The organism is Mesorhizobium sp. 10J20-29 (assembly GCF_054130485.1).
The window spans coordinates 1675765-1691315 of the sequence record NZ_CP199156.1 but is presented as its reverse complement, the minus strand read 5'-3'; the positions used below and the strand labels follow the sequence as shown (position 1 = coordinate 1691315).

Here is a 15551-nt window from a genome sequence, read left to right as displayed (position 1 = left end):
CGGCTGGTGGGTCCTACGGCTCTAAGCCATCATTTCATGTTGGCCGCGCGCCATTCGGCGATGTCGGCCTTCACCTTCTCCCGGTCGAAATCGTTCGCTTCGACCGTTAGATCGTTGGTGAGATGACCCTGGAGATCGACCTTGCCCGGAACGACGCCGATGTCGACCATGGCGTTCTGGAGGTTCTCCCAGGATTGTGGCTGGACCTGGCCAACGTCTTCGGTCACCGACTCCATCGTGATGATGGTTGAATCCAACCACTCGTTGGCGAACTTCTCGTTTTCCCATTCTTCGGGCACGATTGCCTTGGACATCGCGGCCAATGCATCGCGATCGATTGAGGCAACTAGCGAGCCCTTGGCCCAGGCCCGCAGGAAGCCGACGATCGCTTTGCGTTTGGCCGGATCCTGCAGGGTGCTGGTCAACACGACGAAGTTGTTCGATGGAGCTTGCGCCATCTCCTTCGGTGTGATGATGCGGACGGGAATGCCGTTTGCTTTGATTGGACCCCAATCGGTTAGCGAGCCGACCACGGCCGCGACTGTTCCGTCTCGGAGCGCACGGGCGAGCGTAGGCCCTGCGTCGCCGACTACCACAGTCTGGATGTCATCTGCGTTGGAACCGACCGAACTTAGAGCCCAGCGCAGCGTATTGATGTCGCGGTCGCTGGCTAAACCAACTATCTTGCCCTTCAACTCCGTGACGGACTTGATCGGGCTGTCGGCCGGCACGGCAATGCCCTCCGGAACTCGCTGCTGTGCTTCGAAGATAACCGAAACATCTGCGCCAGCGGTGATTGCCGCAAATGTTTCCGGACCGTCGAGCGTGGCGATGTCGGCCTGGCCATTTTGCAAGAATGCTACGAATGGTAGGCTGGTGTCAGATGAGAGGAGGTTCGCCTTCACGCCCTCATCTTCAAAATATCCCAGCGCCTCCCCGCCAAGCAGCGGGAAGAAGCCGATCGAACGCTGCAGCGGCATGATGATGTTTACTACGGTAGGCTCTTGCTGAGCCGCCGCGGGTGCGAAGACAGCTGCCGATAGTGCAGCCCCCAAAAGAATCCCGGCAATCTTCATTTCTTAGTTCCTCCTTCGACGGTCTCTTTGGTTTGTTGCGGTGAAGGCACCCGCCAGCGGGCTGCCCGACGCCGGCTCACCCGAGCCATGCGCACATCCCGACGCCAGAAGACCAGTCTGTCGTCGATGATTTCGAGAATGACGAAAAGCAGCAATCCAAGCAGCGACATCGTCAGAAGCGTCGCGATGGTGGCCTGGATGTTCAGGGCGAAAGAAAAGCGCTTCATCAGAACACCGATGCCTTCGCTGGCAGACGCGAACTCGGCGACGATGGCTCCAACCAGCGCTGCGGTGACGCCGATCTGAAGGCCTGCAATGGTAGTGGGGAGAGCGGTTGGAAGCTGCAGCTTCAAGAATGTCTGCATTCTGCTCGCTCCGAGAGAGCGGAACATCTCGCGTCGATCATCGTCGCCCTGGGTTAGTCCGGCCAGCGTGTTCACGAATATCGGGAAGAACGAGACGATGGCCGCCAGCGCGATCTTCGAACTCCAGCCGAATCCGAACCAGGCGATGACAATTGGCGTCAACGCCAATCCAGGCGTCACGTTGAGCACGATAGCATAAGGCGAGACGTAGCGGCGGAATGGATCGCTCACGGCCGAAGCCACAGCAAGTCCGACGCCCACCACGGCGGCGATCGTGAAGCCCACCACGGTTTCGTAAAGCGTCACCGCCGCATGCCAGTAGACGGTCCGCTGCGTCACGTAGACCTCGACGAAGGCGGCTCCGATCTTGCTCGGACGCGGCAGAATGAACTCATTCAGCCAACCGGCGATACCGGCAAGTTCGAGGAGGCTGACCAGCAGGGCGAACAGCGCGATGTGAGGGAGTATCGCAAACCCCAGGTATCTTGGTTCTGGCTCTCCGCCGCGCTCAGTTTCCATCGTGAGAATCTCCGCGATCGACCGTCAGGTCGAGGCGTCTGCACCACTGGACTGCGCGCCTGCGGGACATCTCCGTGAGGCGCCCGGCATGCTGCCAGTAGACGATGCGGTTGTCGGCGAACTCCATGAGCCGGTAGATCGTGAAACCGAGAAGGGTCAGCGTGAGCAGCGATGCGAAAGACGAGCCCATATTGAGGGCTTCGGTGTATCGCGACAGGAGCACACCCATTCCCTCGTTGGCCGAGATAAATTCCGCAACGAGCGCGCCGCCAAGCGCGGCCGCCATTGCCAGCCTCAGCCCCGCCATTATGAGCGGCATGGCGTCGGGAAGCATGAGCTTGCGAAAAGTCTGCCAGCTGGTTGCGCGCAAGGAACGAAACAGCTGGAGCGCTTCGCTGTCGACGTTCAGGATGCCCGCAAGGGTGTTAACGAAAGGAGGAAAGAAGCAAACGAGCGTAACGATCGCGATCTTCGAACTCCATCCAAAGCCGAGCCAGGCGATGATGAGCGGCCCCATGGCAATCCGCGGGGTCGCCTCCAGCACAACGACATAGGGCTTGAGGTATGAGCGCACGGCTGGGCTGAGGCCCACGATGATGGCAAGCACTATCCCCAGTGCGGACCCCAGCACAAACCCCGACAGGACCTCCGTCACGGTTATGAACAGGTGGTGCCAGATGTTTGCGTTTACGACGTAGATTCGCCACGCCGAAATGAGGATGTCGGTGGGCCGGGGAAAAATGAGGGCGTCGGCAATGCCCGTCCAGGTAACCCACTCCCAGGCGCTCAGAAGCGCGATCAGGATGGCGGCGTGGATGGCGAATTGACGTAAGTTGGGTAGCGCGCGGCGCACAGCATGTTTGCCCGGGAGCGCATTCGCATCGGCCATCAGTCCGCTCCCAAGGCCCTGCGCGCCTCGGAGACCAGCGCATTGAACTCGGGGGTCTGCTGGATCGAGAGAGGTCTCTCCCCCTTGAATGGCACGTCGATAATCTTCGCGAGGCGCCCTGGGCGCGGCGTGAGCACGATCACCTTATCCGCGAGAAAGAGCGCCTCCGCGATATTGTGAGTGACGAACACCGTGGTCTTGGCACCGCCGGTCACGATACGGCGCAGTTCAAGGTTAAGCCGCTCCCTAGTGAATTCGTCGAGCGCCCCGAATGGCTCGTCGAGCAGCAAAATATCAGCCCCCGTCTGCAACAGCCGAGCTAGCGCGACGCGTTGCTGCATGCCGCCCGATAGCTGACGGGGAAAGGAGAACTCGAAACCTGATAGACCGACGAGCTGCAGCAGATCGTATGCCTTCCGTCTATCCTCGTCGGTAACGATGCCACCGATCTCGGTTGGCAGAAGGACGTTCTCGATGGCCGTGCGCCAGTCGAGCAATGTGGGCTTTTGAAACATCATGCCGATATCTGTGCGAGGACTGGTTATCTCCTCGCCCTGAATCTTCAAACTGCCTGACGTCTTTGAAATCAGACCCGCAATCATGCGCAGCAGAGTCGATTTTCCGCAGCCGCTTGGACCGACCAGAGAGACAAAGCTGCCCGAAGAGATCGAGAAGCTCGCAGCTTCCAGAGCAACCACGGCGTTCCCGAACACCTTAGTTAAGGCGTGCGCATTGATAACCTCTGCAGCCCTGGCAACGCGTGTTGCACCTCTCTCCTCCTCCAACTGCACGGCCCTCGTTCGCTTCAGTGTGGTTGTCCTCGAAACTAGCTCAACCGGCCACGAGACGAATTCAAGGAAATGGCGACGTTCGTTTCATTGAGTGCAGCCGCACGCAACGCGCGGTGGATTTAGGCGCGTGCTGCGTCCTTTCTCTCGGGGCGGACAGCACGGTTTCGAAGCCCGCACCGCGAGACGCACGTACGTCGTCTCGACTCCCGGCTTTGCCGGCGCGATTGAGGAGGAATCCGTGGCACGTCAGACCAAAGTCATAATCTCCTGTGCGGTGACAGGAGGTATTCACACGCCGACAATGTCGGATGCTCTGCCGATCACGCCCGATGAGATCGCGCGTTCAGGGATCGAGGCCGCAGAGGCCGGAGCTGCGATCCTGCATCTTCATGCAAGAGATCCGGAAACCGGTGCGCCAACTGCCGACCCGAAAGTGTTCATGGAATTTTTGCCGCGTTTAAAGCAAAGCACGAAGGCCATCGTGAACATCACCACCGGCGGGGGCGTCGGTATGAGCATGGACGATCGGATCGCGGCGGCAGTGCGCGCCGAACCGGAAATCACTTCGCTTAACATGGGTTCGATGAACTTCGCGATCTTCCCGGCGGCCAAGCGTTACGATAATTGGAAATTCGATTGGGAGAAGAAATATATCGAAGACACCGACAACAACATCTTTCCGAACACATTCCGCACGATCGACTACGTCATCAAGGAACTGGCGGACAAGCGGGGCGTGCGCTTCGAACATGAGTGCTACGATATCAGCCATCTTTATAATACGGAGTATTTCTACCGCAGCGGCCGCCTGAAGCCGCCGATTTTCATCCAGTTCATTTTCGGCATTCTCGGTGGGATCGGCCCAGATCTCGACCATCTAGTTCACATGAAAAACACCGCAGACAAACTCTTTGGAGAGGACTACGTGTTCTCGGTGCTCGCCGCGGGCCGGCATCAAATGAATTTTTGCACCGCATCGGCGCTGCTCGGCGGCAGCGTTCGCGTCGGCCTTGAGGATTCTCTATACATCGGCAAGGGTGAGTTGGCGTCTAGCAACGCACAACAGGTCGCCAAGATCCGATCGATCGTGGAGAATCTTTCACTTGAGATCGCCACGCCAGACGAAGCTCGTGAAATTCTTGGGACGAAGGGCGGCGACGCAGTAAGATTCTGAGGTGAAGGACAGACGCCCCTTGGATTTGACGCATGCTTTGCTCCCACTGTGTCCAAAACAGGCGTTTACGGTCAGCAATTCGGTTATCTCCACATGCCACGCGATACCGTCGAGGACTTGGGTCGCTTGTCGCGAAAGCGTGGAAGCGGCTGCCAGAGCCGATGACTTGCATCCTGAACGTTCTTCTCGACTTGCCCTTCTCCCAGCCTGACGCTGGATTGCAGAACTTGTGTTCGAAGAGATGGTGGTTGGCCGTGGCCAGGAAGCGCTCATCGACGTCGCGCTCCTTGCCTCGTCAATGTACTTCGCAGTTTTCCCGCGGCCAAGCGTTACAATAAATGGAAGTGTGAGTGGAAGAGAACTTATACTGATGGCACAGATAACAATACGTTCCGACTAACTAGCGAAATACCGATTTACACTATCAAAGAACTGGCGCACGATCGCAGGTACGATTCGAAAATGACTGTTGCGATGTTGAACACCTCTGCAATACCGATATCAGCAACGCACAACAGGCGGCTAAGATCCGGTCAATCATTGAACACCTGTCTCTGGAGATCGCGACGTCCGATGAGGCTCGCGAAATCTTGGGCACGAAGGGCGAAGACGCTGTAATCTTCTGACATGAGGCGATGATCCCCCTTTATAAGTCCAGTATTGATGCAAACAACGCTTCTACGGTCGGGCCATCAATGTTCTTCGTAATAAAAATCAAACGCGTCGACCTGTCCGCCGACGGCCACCTTTCAAGTTCTTCGGGTGCATGAGTCAGATGCTGCACTTGGTGGACAATCACTGGACCGACCCGACCCTCGACGTTGACCAAACCCTTCATCCTCAGGAAGTCATCACCACGGCATTCTGCGATGACATCGACGAACCTCCTGAAACGCATCCAAGGTACAGGCTTTTCGCGACGAACCGAGAAACTAGTATAGTTATGTAACTGATCGGCGTTAGAAACCTCAACCGATCGAAAGGGACTGGTACCAATAACGCTCCGTATCCGCGCGCCAAGCACTAGATGTGCATCTTCTCGAGAGATAACAATATTCGCGCTGGGGTTTATTGCTGAAAGCGTCTCCATTAATGCCCTTTGATCGCGATCCGTGGCCAGGTCGGTCTTTGACAGGACGATTTGATCAGCGAGGGCCACTTGCTTTCCCCATTCCGGAAGCTCGCGGCAAGAAGATGGCGCCGAAACAGCGTCAACCACTGTCACGATATCTGTTAGCGCATATACGTCTGCGAGGGCTCGATCATTAGCCAGTGTCATGAGGATTGGGCTCGGGTCGACCATGCCTGAAGTTTCTAGTACAACTTGGCAAAAGGGGGGAATTGTCCCCTTGGCCCGTTCCGCGAAAAGCTCGCGCAAGGCCCGCGCAAGATCGGAGCTAGACGCACAGCACAGGCAGCCGCCTTCGATTAGTCGGATATTGTCAGTAGCTGTCCGTAAAATGGTGTCGTCGATCCCGATTTCGCCGAATTCGTTCACAATTACGGCTGTGCCCATGCCCACCGGACTGGCAAGGAACCGTTTCAGCAATGTCGATTTGCCGGCCCCTAGGAACCCTGTGAGAATCGTTACAGGTATTCGCGCTGCACCCGGAGATTTCTGAATGCGTCCGAATGGATGGGATCTGAGAAAGTTCATGCTTACTTGCTCAGGGCGCTAGAACTCCATCTCGAGGATGTACACACCGCCCGCGTGGCGATCCACGGTATAGACGATCCCGCGCTCGTCGATGAATACGTCGTTCAGCTGAATCTCTCCCACAGGAGATGAATCGGGCGGCGGGGGCACAAAGTAGCCAACTTCACGAGGCTGATAGGCATCGGAGATGTCATACGCCCGCAGACCGCCATTAAAAAAGGTGCCCACGATTATCTGTTCCGAGCACCAGGAGGTTGGTAGTGGCACATTCTCATGAAGATTATGCGCACCAAACCGCCCGCCTCGCTTGCCGAAAACATCCAGAGGCGGTTTCGGACACGTAGAGATCGGCACCGGATTGTTCTCGTCGCGCGCATCAAGGATCCACACGAGCTTCGGCCAGTCAGCAGCTCCCTCCATAACAGACTCGTCCGTTACCACGAGAAGTTCACGGTCGAAGAGCGGCAGCGCTGTGTGAGTAAACCCGTAGTAAGGAGGAGAGTTGTCCCACCGCGAGACCATCTTTGGTTTTGCCATATTTGAGATATCAAGAATAATCATTCCTGCGTCAAGATATCCAAGGTAGCAACGGTCTGGTCGCTGGGTATAAACATTTGTGTTGTGGGCTCGAAAGCCCGAATCCCATGCCTTCTCATGTCGGATCGGCGGCGGTTGAGTGTCTCCCACCCTTGTGCCAGGAAGCCACCAGCGACCAGTCTCAACGGGCTTTGCGGGGTCACGAACATCAATTATCCGATAGAATTGATCGTCTAACTGGTTATGGGGTTCGAAGTCCGGTGCCCCGGCGGCCATGTGTACATATTGTCCATCGACAAACCACAACTGGTGCACGCCCCGAGAATGAGGCCCAGAGCAGTCGAAAAACGAGATTGAGCGAGGATCTTCTGGAATGGAAACGTCGAAGAGCTCCATTCCAGCCGGCTGCTGACCAGGTTGTCTAGTCTGGTACGCCACGGCCATTAAGTTGCCAACAACCTCAAGAGAATTCGATCGCATGTGTGGCTGAGGCAAATCAGTCTGCACAACCACCCGGGGCTTCAATGGATTTGTCACATCCAAGCCGGTGAAATTCTTCGGTGCGCTTTCATGTGCCAGCCAAAGAATCCGTCTGCCATCCTTAGCTATTTGTACGGACATGCCTTCGCCCATTCCGCCAAAGCCATCGAGCGTATGATGACTGAGCAGCTTGAAATTCCAATTCAGTGCTTGATGCATTTTCTTATTCGCCAATTGTTTTGCATAGCTGGGGTAATCCGGTGGGCAACCACCAGCCTAGGATTTCTGAGACTCAGGATGCCATTTGAGGAGCCTCATGCGGAAATAGGTCGCTGCCTTAAGCACCACTGTACCGAGGAGGATGACTTCCACGATACCCGCGAACACACCGACTGAGTCCGCGTACCGACCGGCAATGATCATTGTTCCGCCGATGCCCTGGCCTCCCATCAGCATCTCGGCAACGATGGCAGCTATTAGAGCGACGGGCAGGGCAATCTGCAGACCCGTAATTATCTGCGGCATCGCCATCGGCAACACCACTTCGGTTAGAAGCTGACCCTCTTTGGCACCCAGCGACCTCGCCGACCACAATGGCCATTTGTCGATACCACTAGTGCCAGCGTAGGTTGTCGAGACGATCGGAAAAAAGCAGGTGAAGGCGACTACCGCGATCTTAGAGGTATCGTAGACATCGAACCAAAGAATGAAGATCGGAAGGAAGGCAACCTTCGGCATGGGAAAGCCAACCGAAATTATCGGTTCGAAGAACCATCTCACGGGTCTTAGCTGCGACATCAACACGCCAATTGGAATCGCTAAGGCAGCTGCAAGCCCGAACCCAGCCACAGCGCGGTATAGTGTAAGGAGTAGGTCAACCACCGCTTGGCCCGAAAAAATGTCATTCCATAGCCTCATCAGAACAACACTGAGTGGCGGGAGCAGGAATGGGTTGATCTCACCTATGCGTGAGGTTGCCTCCCACAATATGCATAGACCTAGTATAACGGACGCTTGGATCGCTACTTCGGATGACATCTTAGTCGCGTACGACATCATGCCATCCTCCAGCGCAACTGGTAACGGGAGACCGCGGAATATATCTGGTCGACCAAAAAGCCAACGAACGCGACAAAAAATATTACCCCGAACATGGCTGGATAGAGGCCGGCATCACCAAGAGAGCTAATCATGTAGCCCACACCATCCGAGGCTATGACAAATTCCGAACTCACCATAAGCAGGAACGCAAATGACAAGGCAGTGCGACAACCACTCAGGATCTCTGGGAGCGCTGCTGGTATTATAATCTGAATGATTGTTGCGGGTGTTGAAGCCCCTAAGCTTTTTGCCGACCAAATGAGTACCGGATTTATTCCGCGGACGCCATTGAACGTGCTGATCACCACCGGTAGCAGACAGCCAAGAAAGATAAGGATAATCTTGGATTGGTCGCCCAATCCGAACCAGATCATAACCACCGGTATGAGTGCTGATTTCGGCATCGGATAAAACAATTGGACGATTGGGTTCACGACTAGCCTGAAGGGCTTCCAGAGTGCCATTGTGACACCAATAGTAATGCCGACCATGATCGCGGCGCTCAAACCACTTGCGGCTCGGTACAAGGAACGGCCGGTGTGTGACAGAAGATCCCCGTTCATCAGGATCTGCCAGAATGCCGAACCGATCTGCGGAATGCTCGGAAGAATGAGGTTGGAAACCATTCCGGTGTCCACCAGCAATTGCCAAATCGCAGCCATGATCAAGAGGGGAGCGAATTTAAGCATGGTCATACCCCGCGGGCGGCCGCGACGGCCTGCTCACGGACGAGCCTCCAGATATATTCAGCCTGTTCGACAAACGACGGATCTTTAAGCGTTTCTTCAGTTCGCTCGTCGGGAAGGTCGACGTCGATTACGTGCTCGATCCGGCCAGGCCTGGCGCTCATGATTGAAATTCGGTCGGCGAGATAAACGGCCTCATGCACATCGTGGGTTACAAACACAACCGTCTTTGGGCTTCTCTTCCAGATGAGTCTGAGCTCTTCCTGCATTACACGTCGAGTTTGTGCGTCTAATGCGCCAAAGGGCTCGTCCATCAGCAGTATGCGTGGATCAATCGCAAGGGTTCGGGCGAGCGCAGCTCGTTGCTGCATTCCCCCGGACAGCTGAGATGGATAGGACTTTTCAAATCCGGACAGATGCACGAGATCAATATGTTGCTGCGCAATGCGGCTACACTCTTCCTTCGGAAGGCCCTTTTTCTTCACGCCGTAGGCTACGTTTTGAATCACTGTCATCCAAGGGAACAGAGCAAAATTTTGAAAGACGATGCTACGATCCGGCCCAGGATTCTTTACCAGTCCTGCGACCGTTTCTATTGTCCCTGACCTGATCGGCAGAAACCCGCCGATCAGGTATAGGAGCGTACTCTTGCCGCACCCAGATGGCCCAAGAAGCACATGGAATTCCGTGTCCCTTATATGAAGGTTCACATTGTCCAACACTGGGATACCGGGGCCACTCGGGGGACCATAGCGATGATTCAGATCGCTAATCTTAATACCAATGCCAGTTTCCATAATATGTGCTACTTTTTTATTGAATATCCAACAACGTCTATTTTGCTGTACTACAATTTCACCCTCAGCGACCCAATGTTACTCGGCCTCGATGCGGCGTTTGGCTTCCTCAACGAAGCTCAGATCGACATGATTAGGTGCAACCTCGATACCATCGGTTGGCGACAATCCAGCTTCGACTGTGATGTCGATCACGTTTTGTACCGTTTCTACGTTCGGGATCAAAAATGGATCACGGTAGTAGTCGTCCTTAGAAAACAGATGCTGGAGCGTTGCCGGGTCCTGCTGCATAAACTTGGCAATGATCCCGATCGCTTCCGTGCGGTTCGCGGGGTCCGCAAACCACCGATAGGCACGTACATGATCCTCGAAGAAGTCCATCATCTGGTCACGATGCTCAGCAAGAACCTCCCCACGCGCGACGAGAAACGTGGACTGAGACGGTCCAACGGCATCCATCGTACGAAAAAGCACCTTGTAGTTTCCCGTAGCCAGGAGATCTGCCGACATGGGATGCAGGACCGGTCCGAGGTCGACCTTACGTTCTTCTAGCATCGCTGGAATGTTGGGAAATCCGACCTCTATCATGGTGTAGTCGCGCTTATCGACCAACCCGTGTTTACCGAACATGATCTGCATTGCGGTGTAGACTGACGACCCGATCGCATTCGTCGCAATACGTTTTCCCTTCAGATCCTCAACTGTTTCGATACCAGAATCGGTCCTAACCAAGTAAGGCGACGAATGGTATCCATTTGCACCATCCTGCAAGATGTCGGCTACTAGCTTTACATCGAGGTGAGCGTTGTTGACCGCCAACGCGAGAACCAAGGGGCCAAACGCGGCCATGTCTATCTCTTTGGCGGCGAGGGCGCTGATCTGAGGCGAACTCCCTTTGAACTTGATCGGCTCAACCGTGTAGCTGGTCCCGTAATGCTTCAGGATTTCAGGCTTCAGATAGAGCACGGGTATCATGTGCCCTGGCATTGTCGACCATCCAATTCGGATGTTTAGCGGATCAGCGTTCGATGCATTGGAGCCAATGGCTATCCCTACAAGGACAATTGCTGCCTTAGCGATTGCTTTGAACATGGTACGGTCACCTCCCAGTGGACTGCTCAACGAGCTTTACGTTTTCGCAACAGCGCCTCAGGTCGGAATCTGTCAATCACACCCGAGAGCATTTTGGCGCCTACTGAAATTTTTTTCAGCCAGGACCATTCTGTAGCGGCGCGAATGTGTATCGGGTGATCTGAATAGCCCCTAGATTCGTAGACGCCTGCCTCCCTAATTTTGGGGCACGAAGGCCAATATGTGAAAAGGCGGTTCAAAACGCCGGCGCAATATCCAGTCATCTTCGACTGACGTCCCGCTGTTTGCATCATGGCTTTAAACCGGAACCATCACCGATCCGCCAACAGAGCCGCTCGCAGCCTCTCTGTTTCCGCCTTGGTAGCTCGCTACAATAACCCAGCTTTTCGTTTTGGGTTCTGCTTTCTGCCATTCAGTTGGCCAAGGGGAGAGTCAATGAGCCATGCGCGCTAGTCCACCAATAATTGCGTCTTCGTTGAGAACAATCAAATCTGCTTGCGACTAAATACAACAACTAAACCAATATAAAGCGCCACTGACTATTAGTTGTATAACGTTTTAAACTAAATTTTCCGATGGATGAAGTTTTTGTTGTTGACTTATGAAATTCTGCATTCAAGAATAGAGCTCCAAGACATCTGGATATCAAGCCATGACGTATACCGAGCTGCAGTATATGCCGCCTTCGGCGCTGCACCCCTATGCACGCAATGCCCGGCATCATTCGCGCAAGCAGATCAGTTCAATCGCAGCTAGCATTCGCGAGTTCGGGTTTACCAATCCGATTCTGGCCGATGAGAACGGGGAGATCATTGCTGGTCATGGGCGCTTTGAGGCGGCAAAGGAATTGGGGCTGGAAACTGTGCCCGTCATACGTCTTGCCGACCTTTCGCATGTTCAGAAGCGTGCGTTGCGCCTTGCCGATAACAAGTTGGCAATCACATCGGTATGGTCACCGGATCTGCTTTCCTCTGAATTGGCCGACCTCACATCGACGGATTTCGACATCACTTTGACCGGCTTCGACACCATTGAGGTCGACAAGCTGACGACACCGTCACTATTGCCCCTGCAGGAACTGGACGGGCCGATTGTGATACCAGAGTCCGAGCCGGTTTCCAGGGAAGGTTGTTTCCCGTCAGCACCTATGGCCCAGATTTGAGGTTGTGACTTAAGGAGAGTTTTGGTCTCGTCGCATTGACGAAGGAATGACGATGCCACCCAAAACGACGAATGCGAAGAGACCTGCAGAGCAGGTAGTGAAGGATATCCGCCGGGCAACTCGGCGGCATTTCTCAGCGGAAGACAAGATCCGGATCGTGCTGGATGGCCTACGCGGTGACGACAGCATAGCCGAGCTGTGCCGCAAGGAGGGCATCGCTCAGAGCCTGTATTACACTTGGTCGAAAGAGTTCATGGAGGCTGGCAAGCGGCGCTTGGCGGGCGATACCGCCCGTGCCGCCACCACCGACGAAGTGAAGGATCTGCGCCGAGAGGCCGGTGCGCTGAAGGAATGCGTTGCCGACCTGACGCTCGAGAACCGTCTGCTTAAAAAAAGCATGATCGCGGATGGGGGCGACGACGAATGAGATACCCCGCATCCGAGAAGCTCGAGATCATCCGGATTGTCGAGCAGTCACACCTGCCAGCTCGTCGCACACTTGAGCATCTGGGCATCCCACGCCGGACTTTCTGCCGCTGGTATGATCGTTACCTTGTTGGCGGCCCGGAAGCGCTGGAAGACCGCTCATCGGCGCCGAGCCGAGTGTGGAACCGGATACCGGCTGAGATTCATGATCAGATCATCGAACTGGCGTTGGATCAGTCGGAGCTCTCGCCGCGCGAACTGGCCGTGCGGTTCACCGACGAGAAGCACTACTTCGTATCGGAGGCCACGGTTTACCGCCTGCTCAAGGCCCATGATCTGATCACCAGCCCGGCCTATGTGGTGATCAAGGCCGCTGATGCGTTCCACACCAAGACCACTCGCCCGAACGAGATGTGGCAGACCGACTTCACCTACTTCAAGATCATCGGCTGGGGCTGGATGTATCTGTCCACGGTGCTCGACGACTACTCCCGCTACATCATCAGTTGGAAGCTGTGCAGCACCATGCGGGCCGAGGACGTCACCGACACCTTGGATATGGCGCTGGCCGCTTCAGGTTGCGACCAGGCTCATGTCCGGCACAAGCCGCGCCTGCTCAGCGACAATGGCCCGAGTTACATCGCCAGTGATCTGGCAGACTATATCGAGGCGCAGCGCATGAGCCATGTGCGTGGCGCTCCGTTCCATCCCCAGACGCAGGGCAAGATCGAGCGCTGGCACCAGACCCTCAAGAACCGCATCTTGCTCGAGAACTACTTCCTGCCCGGAGACCTCGAACGCCAGATCGAGGCGTTCGTCGAATATTACAACCACCAGCGCTACCACGAGAGCCTGGGCAACGTGACGCCCGCCGACGCCTACTTCGGCAGAGCGGAGGCAATCATCCAACAACGAGAAAGGATCAAACGTCAGACCATCGAACAGCGGCGCTTGCAGCACCGCAAGCTAGCCGCATAACATCAACACCGAGACGAGGCCGAAACTCCTCTAATCAAAGCTGCAGTCTGTGCCACGCCAAATGTTCTGACGACGGACAGTCCATGGGACGATTGACGCTCAATGTCCTCTTGTCCTTCGCCCAGTTCGAACGTGAGGTCACGGCGGAGCGTATCCGCGACAAGATTGCCGCATCCCGCAAGAAGGGCATGTACATGGGAGGACGGGTCCCACTCGGATATGCGGTAAGAGATCGAAAACTTGTGGTCGATGCGAAAGATGCGGAAACCGTCCGCTATCTGTTTCGCCGTTATCTCAAGCTCAAGTCAGTGCTTGCCCTGGCGGAGGAGTTCAACAAGAAGCTTGATGACGACCGCCATTCAGATCCGGGAGACGAACCCCGTTCAAAACCAGCAAGGTGGAGCCGGGGGAAACTCTACTACCTACTCTCGAATCAGATCTATGTCGGAAGGGTCAAGCATCACGACCAGCATTTTGATGGCGAGCATCCGGCGATAATCGACGCTGACCAATTCGCGGAAGTTCAGACGCTTCTCAAAGGACAATCGCAGCGACGCAAAGGCTCATCGCCGAACATCACTGATATCCATCTTCTCAACGGAATTGTGTTCGACGAAACGGGGGATCGTCTCAGCCCAACTCATGCAAGGAATCATGGGAAGAGATATCGCTACTACATCTCATCCAGACTGAAGAGCTCACAATCAAAGGGCGATGGCGGATGGAGGATTCCCGCGAGCGAACTGGAAGGCCTCGTCAGGCATCAATTCCAGGACCTTGTCGCCAATCAAACCCGGCTTGCCGATTGGGTCCAGCATTGCACCGCCTCCGGCAACAGCGTTATGGCGGTCCTCGAAAAAGCCAAAGCGTTTGAACTGAACGCTGACGATCAAAGAGCAATCCTTCGGTCGGTCTTCCCCAGGATCACACTGAGCCCCAGCAGAATCAGCTTCCAAATCAATCGACAGACCCTGCTTGAGCAACTCGGCGTCGAGATCAAGCCGACGCAAGATGCTGACATCGAAGCCGAGTCGGACACGGGATCGACCTTGTTCACAATCGAGCTGCCAATCACAATCAAGCGACGTGGCGTAGAGACCCGTGCGATCATCGCCAATCACGTCCAGGCCAGACTGCCAGATGCAACTCTGGTAGATACCATCGCAAGAGCGCACTTCTATCTGGCAAGGCTTACAGACGGCACGGTGCAAAGCATTGCAGACCTTGCGAAACAATGCGGCGTGCATCGCGCCGACATTAGTCGCGTCATGCCACTTGCCTTCCTCTCACCGAAAATCGTCGAGGCGATCCTCATCGGACGCCAACCAGTCGACCTCACATCAAGACGACTAGCCCGCCTCATTGATTTGCCGCTTGCCTGGCACGATCAGGAAGCCGCGCTCCGGTTCTGAAATCGGCACGGCATAAACTTCCAGTCCCGATCGACCCGCGCCCGCCCAAACCGTCTTGAAGCGCGCGCGCAACTTGAGCGCATCACGGAAGCATCATCGTGATGCTCCGAGCACCAAACTCGAATCTAAGTGGTCACGAAAATGGGGCCTGAGAGACCGGCAGCCAGGAAGTGCTGGGTTTGCAGTGAAACCGCAGCTTCTTGCCCACGCAATGCCGTCTCTACTGCGCTAAGCCGCTGAAATGTCGGAGTAATTTCTGAGTCTTCAATATCCACCGAAATGGAGAAGACTGGATGGTGGTGGAGGCAGTCAGGGGCGAACCCTTCTCTGGTTGGATTTCCCTGCTTACAGGCAAAAAACAGGGAACTTCACGTGTTTTGACGCCATAGAGAAGATTTTCGCCGCGAAT

General features: G+C 55.4%; 14 protein-coding genes and 1 pseudogene. 4 read left to right on the top strand and 11 right to left on the bottom strand.

All coding sequences use genetic code 11. The features are described from left to right. Positions 1-29 precede the first annotated feature (29 nt). The 4 genes from ACT2BZ_RS08075 to ACT2BZ_RS08060 are packed head-to-tail and all read right to left on the bottom strand — an operon-like array spanning position 30 to position 3547. Positions 30-1076 (bottom strand): ABC transporter substrate-binding protein, encoded by a 1047-nt coding sequence (locus ACT2BZ_RS08075; RefSeq protein ID WP_457940365.1) that lies wholly within the window; start codon positions 1074-1076, stop codon positions 30-32. Then, the gene (locus ACT2BZ_RS08070) at positions 1073-1960 is read right to left on the bottom strand and encodes an ABC transporter permease (protein WP_457940364.1); all 888 of its coding nucleotides are present in this window, start codon (positions 1958-1960) and stop codon (positions 1073-1075) included. The genes ACT2BZ_RS08075 and ACT2BZ_RS08070 overlap by 4 nt, the downstream gene beginning before the upstream one ends. Beyond that, entirely contained in the window at positions 1950-2849 is a 900-nt protein-coding gene (locus ACT2BZ_RS08065) for an ABC transporter permease (protein WP_457940363.1), read from the bottom strand. The genes ACT2BZ_RS08070 and ACT2BZ_RS08065 overlap by 11 nt, the downstream gene beginning before the upstream one ends. Next, positions 2849-3547 (bottom strand): ABC transporter ATP-binding protein, encoded by a 699-nt coding sequence (locus ACT2BZ_RS08060; RefSeq protein ID WP_457940362.1) that lies wholly within the window; start codon positions 3545-3547, stop codon positions 2849-2851. Before ACT2BZ_RS08060 ends, ACT2BZ_RS08065 begins: the two co-directional genes overlap by 1 nt. A 331-nt stretch (positions 3548-3878) precedes the next feature. Between ACT2BZ_RS08060 and ACT2BZ_RS08055 the strand changes: the two genes are divergently transcribed. After that, positions 3879-4814, top strand: coding sequence for a 3-keto-5-aminohexanoate cleavage protein (locus ACT2BZ_RS08055; RefSeq protein ID WP_457940361.1), 936 nt, complete (start codon positions 3879-3881; stop codon positions 4812-4814). A 128-nt stretch (positions 4815-4942) separates the two neighbouring features. On the opposite strand, the pseudogene ACT2BZ_RS08050 reads toward ACT2BZ_RS08055, so the two are convergent. The 7 genes and pseudogenes from ACT2BZ_RS08050 to ACT2BZ_RS08020 form a co-directional block, all read right to left on the bottom strand. Next, positions 4943-5109: pseudogene (locus tag ACT2BZ_RS08050) on the bottom strand (IS21 family transposase); the annotation flags it as partial. A gap of 351 nt (positions 5110-5460) precedes the next feature. Further along, complete coding sequence (locus tag ACT2BZ_RS08045; protein ID WP_457940360.1) at positions 5461-6471, bottom strand: CobW family GTP-binding protein; 1011 nt, start codon at positions 6469-6471, stop codon at positions 5461-5463. 18 nt (positions 6472-6489) lie between these two features. Beyond that, positions 6490-7722, bottom strand: coding sequence for an LVIVD repeat-containing protein (locus ACT2BZ_RS08040; RefSeq protein ID WP_457940359.1), 1233 nt, complete (start codon positions 7720-7722; stop codon positions 6490-6492). A gap of 42 nt (positions 7723-7764) precedes the next feature. After that, positions 7765-8286 carry an ABC transporter permease gene (locus ACT2BZ_RS08035; protein WP_457941252.1) on the bottom strand — a complete coding sequence of 174 codons (522 nt, stop codon included), beginning with the start codon at positions 8284-8286 and terminating at the stop codon, positions 7765-7767. Positions 8287-8543: 257 nt separating this feature from the next. Next, positions 8544-9278: an ABC transporter permease gene (locus ACT2BZ_RS08030; RefSeq protein ID WP_457940358.1), complete on the bottom strand. Its 735-nt coding sequence runs from the start codon at positions 9276-9278 to the stop codon at positions 8544-8546. A 2-nt stretch (positions 9279-9280) separates the two neighbouring features. Next, positions 9281-10072, bottom strand: a complete 792-nt coding sequence (locus tag ACT2BZ_RS08025) for an ABC transporter ATP-binding protein (RefSeq protein ID WP_457940357.1) — start codon at positions 10070-10072, stop codon at positions 9281-9283. 78 nt (positions 10073-10150) lie between these two features. Further along, a complete protein-coding gene (locus ACT2BZ_RS08020) occupies positions 10151-11164 on the bottom strand; it encodes an ABC transporter substrate-binding protein (RefSeq protein ID WP_457940356.1) in 1014 nt (337 codons plus the stop codon). A 652-nt stretch (positions 11165-11816) separates the two neighbouring features. Between ACT2BZ_RS08020 and ACT2BZ_RS08015 the strand changes: the two genes are divergently transcribed. The 3 genes from ACT2BZ_RS08015 to ACT2BZ_RS08005 all read left to right on the top strand — a co-directional run bounded on the left by ACT2BZ_RS08015 (position 11817) and on the right by ACT2BZ_RS08005 (position 15142). Further along, entirely contained in the window at positions 11817-12326 is a 510-nt protein-coding gene (locus ACT2BZ_RS08015) for a ParB/Srx family N-terminal domain-containing protein (RefSeq protein WP_457940355.1), read from the top strand. A gap of 52 nt (positions 12327-12378) precedes the next feature. Beyond that, a protein-coding gene (locus ACT2BZ_RS08010) for an IS3 family transposase (RefSeq protein ID WP_457936118.1) occupies positions 12379-13730 on the top strand; the annotation gives its coding sequence in 2 pieces (ribosomal slippage) (positions 12379-12715 and positions 12715-13730; 1353 coding nt in all). 83 nt (positions 13731-13813) lie between these two features. Beyond that, complete coding sequence (locus ACT2BZ_RS08005) at positions 13814-15142, top strand: recombinase family protein (RefSeq protein WP_457940353.1); 1329 nt, start codon at positions 13814-13816, stop codon at positions 15140-15142. Positions 15143-15551: the final 409 nt, after the last annotated feature.

What these genes read in the sequence shown, in the direction of transcription:
- ACT2BZ_RS08075 (WP_457940365.1), bottom strand. Translation starts at nt 1,076, where the DNA reads ATGAAGATTGCCGGGATTCTTTTGGGGGCTGCACTATCGGCAGCTGTC.
- ACT2BZ_RS08070 (WP_457940364.1), bottom strand. Translation starts at nt 1,960, where the DNA reads ATGGAAACTGAGCGCGGCGGAGAGCCAGAACCAAGATACCTGGGGTTT.
- ACT2BZ_RS08065 (WP_457940363.1), bottom strand. Translation starts at nt 2,849, where the DNA reads ATGGCCGATGCGAATGCGCTCCCGGGCAAACATGCTGTGCGCCGCGCG.
- ACT2BZ_RS08045 (WP_457940360.1), bottom strand. Translation starts at nt 6,471, where the DNA reads ATGAACTTTCTCAGATCCCATCCATTCGGACGCATTCAGAAATCTCCG.
- ACT2BZ_RS08035 (WP_457941252.1), bottom strand. Translation starts at nt 8,286, where the DNA reads ATGTCGCAGCTAAGACCCGTGAGATGGTTCTTCGAACCGATAATTTCG.
- ACT2BZ_RS08030 (WP_457940358.1), bottom strand. Translation starts at nt 9,278, where the DNA reads ATGCTTAAATTCGCTCCCCTCTTGATCATGGCTGCGATTTGGCAATTG.
- ACT2BZ_RS08025 (WP_457940357.1), bottom strand. Translation starts at nt 10,072, where the DNA reads ATGGAAACTGGCATTGGTATTAAGATTAGCGATCTGAATCATCGCTAT.
- ACT2BZ_RS08020 (WP_457940356.1), bottom strand. Translation starts at nt 11,164, where the DNA reads ATGTTCAAAGCAATCGCTAAGGCAGCAATTGTCCTTGTAGGGATAGCC.
- ACT2BZ_RS08015 (WP_457940355.1), top strand. Translation starts at nt 11,817, where the DNA reads ATGACGTATACCGAGCTGCAGTATATGCCGCCTTCGGCGCTGCACCCC.
- ACT2BZ_RS08005 (WP_457940353.1), top strand. Translation starts at nt 13,814, where the DNA reads ATGGGACGATTGACGCTCAATGTCCTCTTGTCCTTCGCCCAGTTCGAA.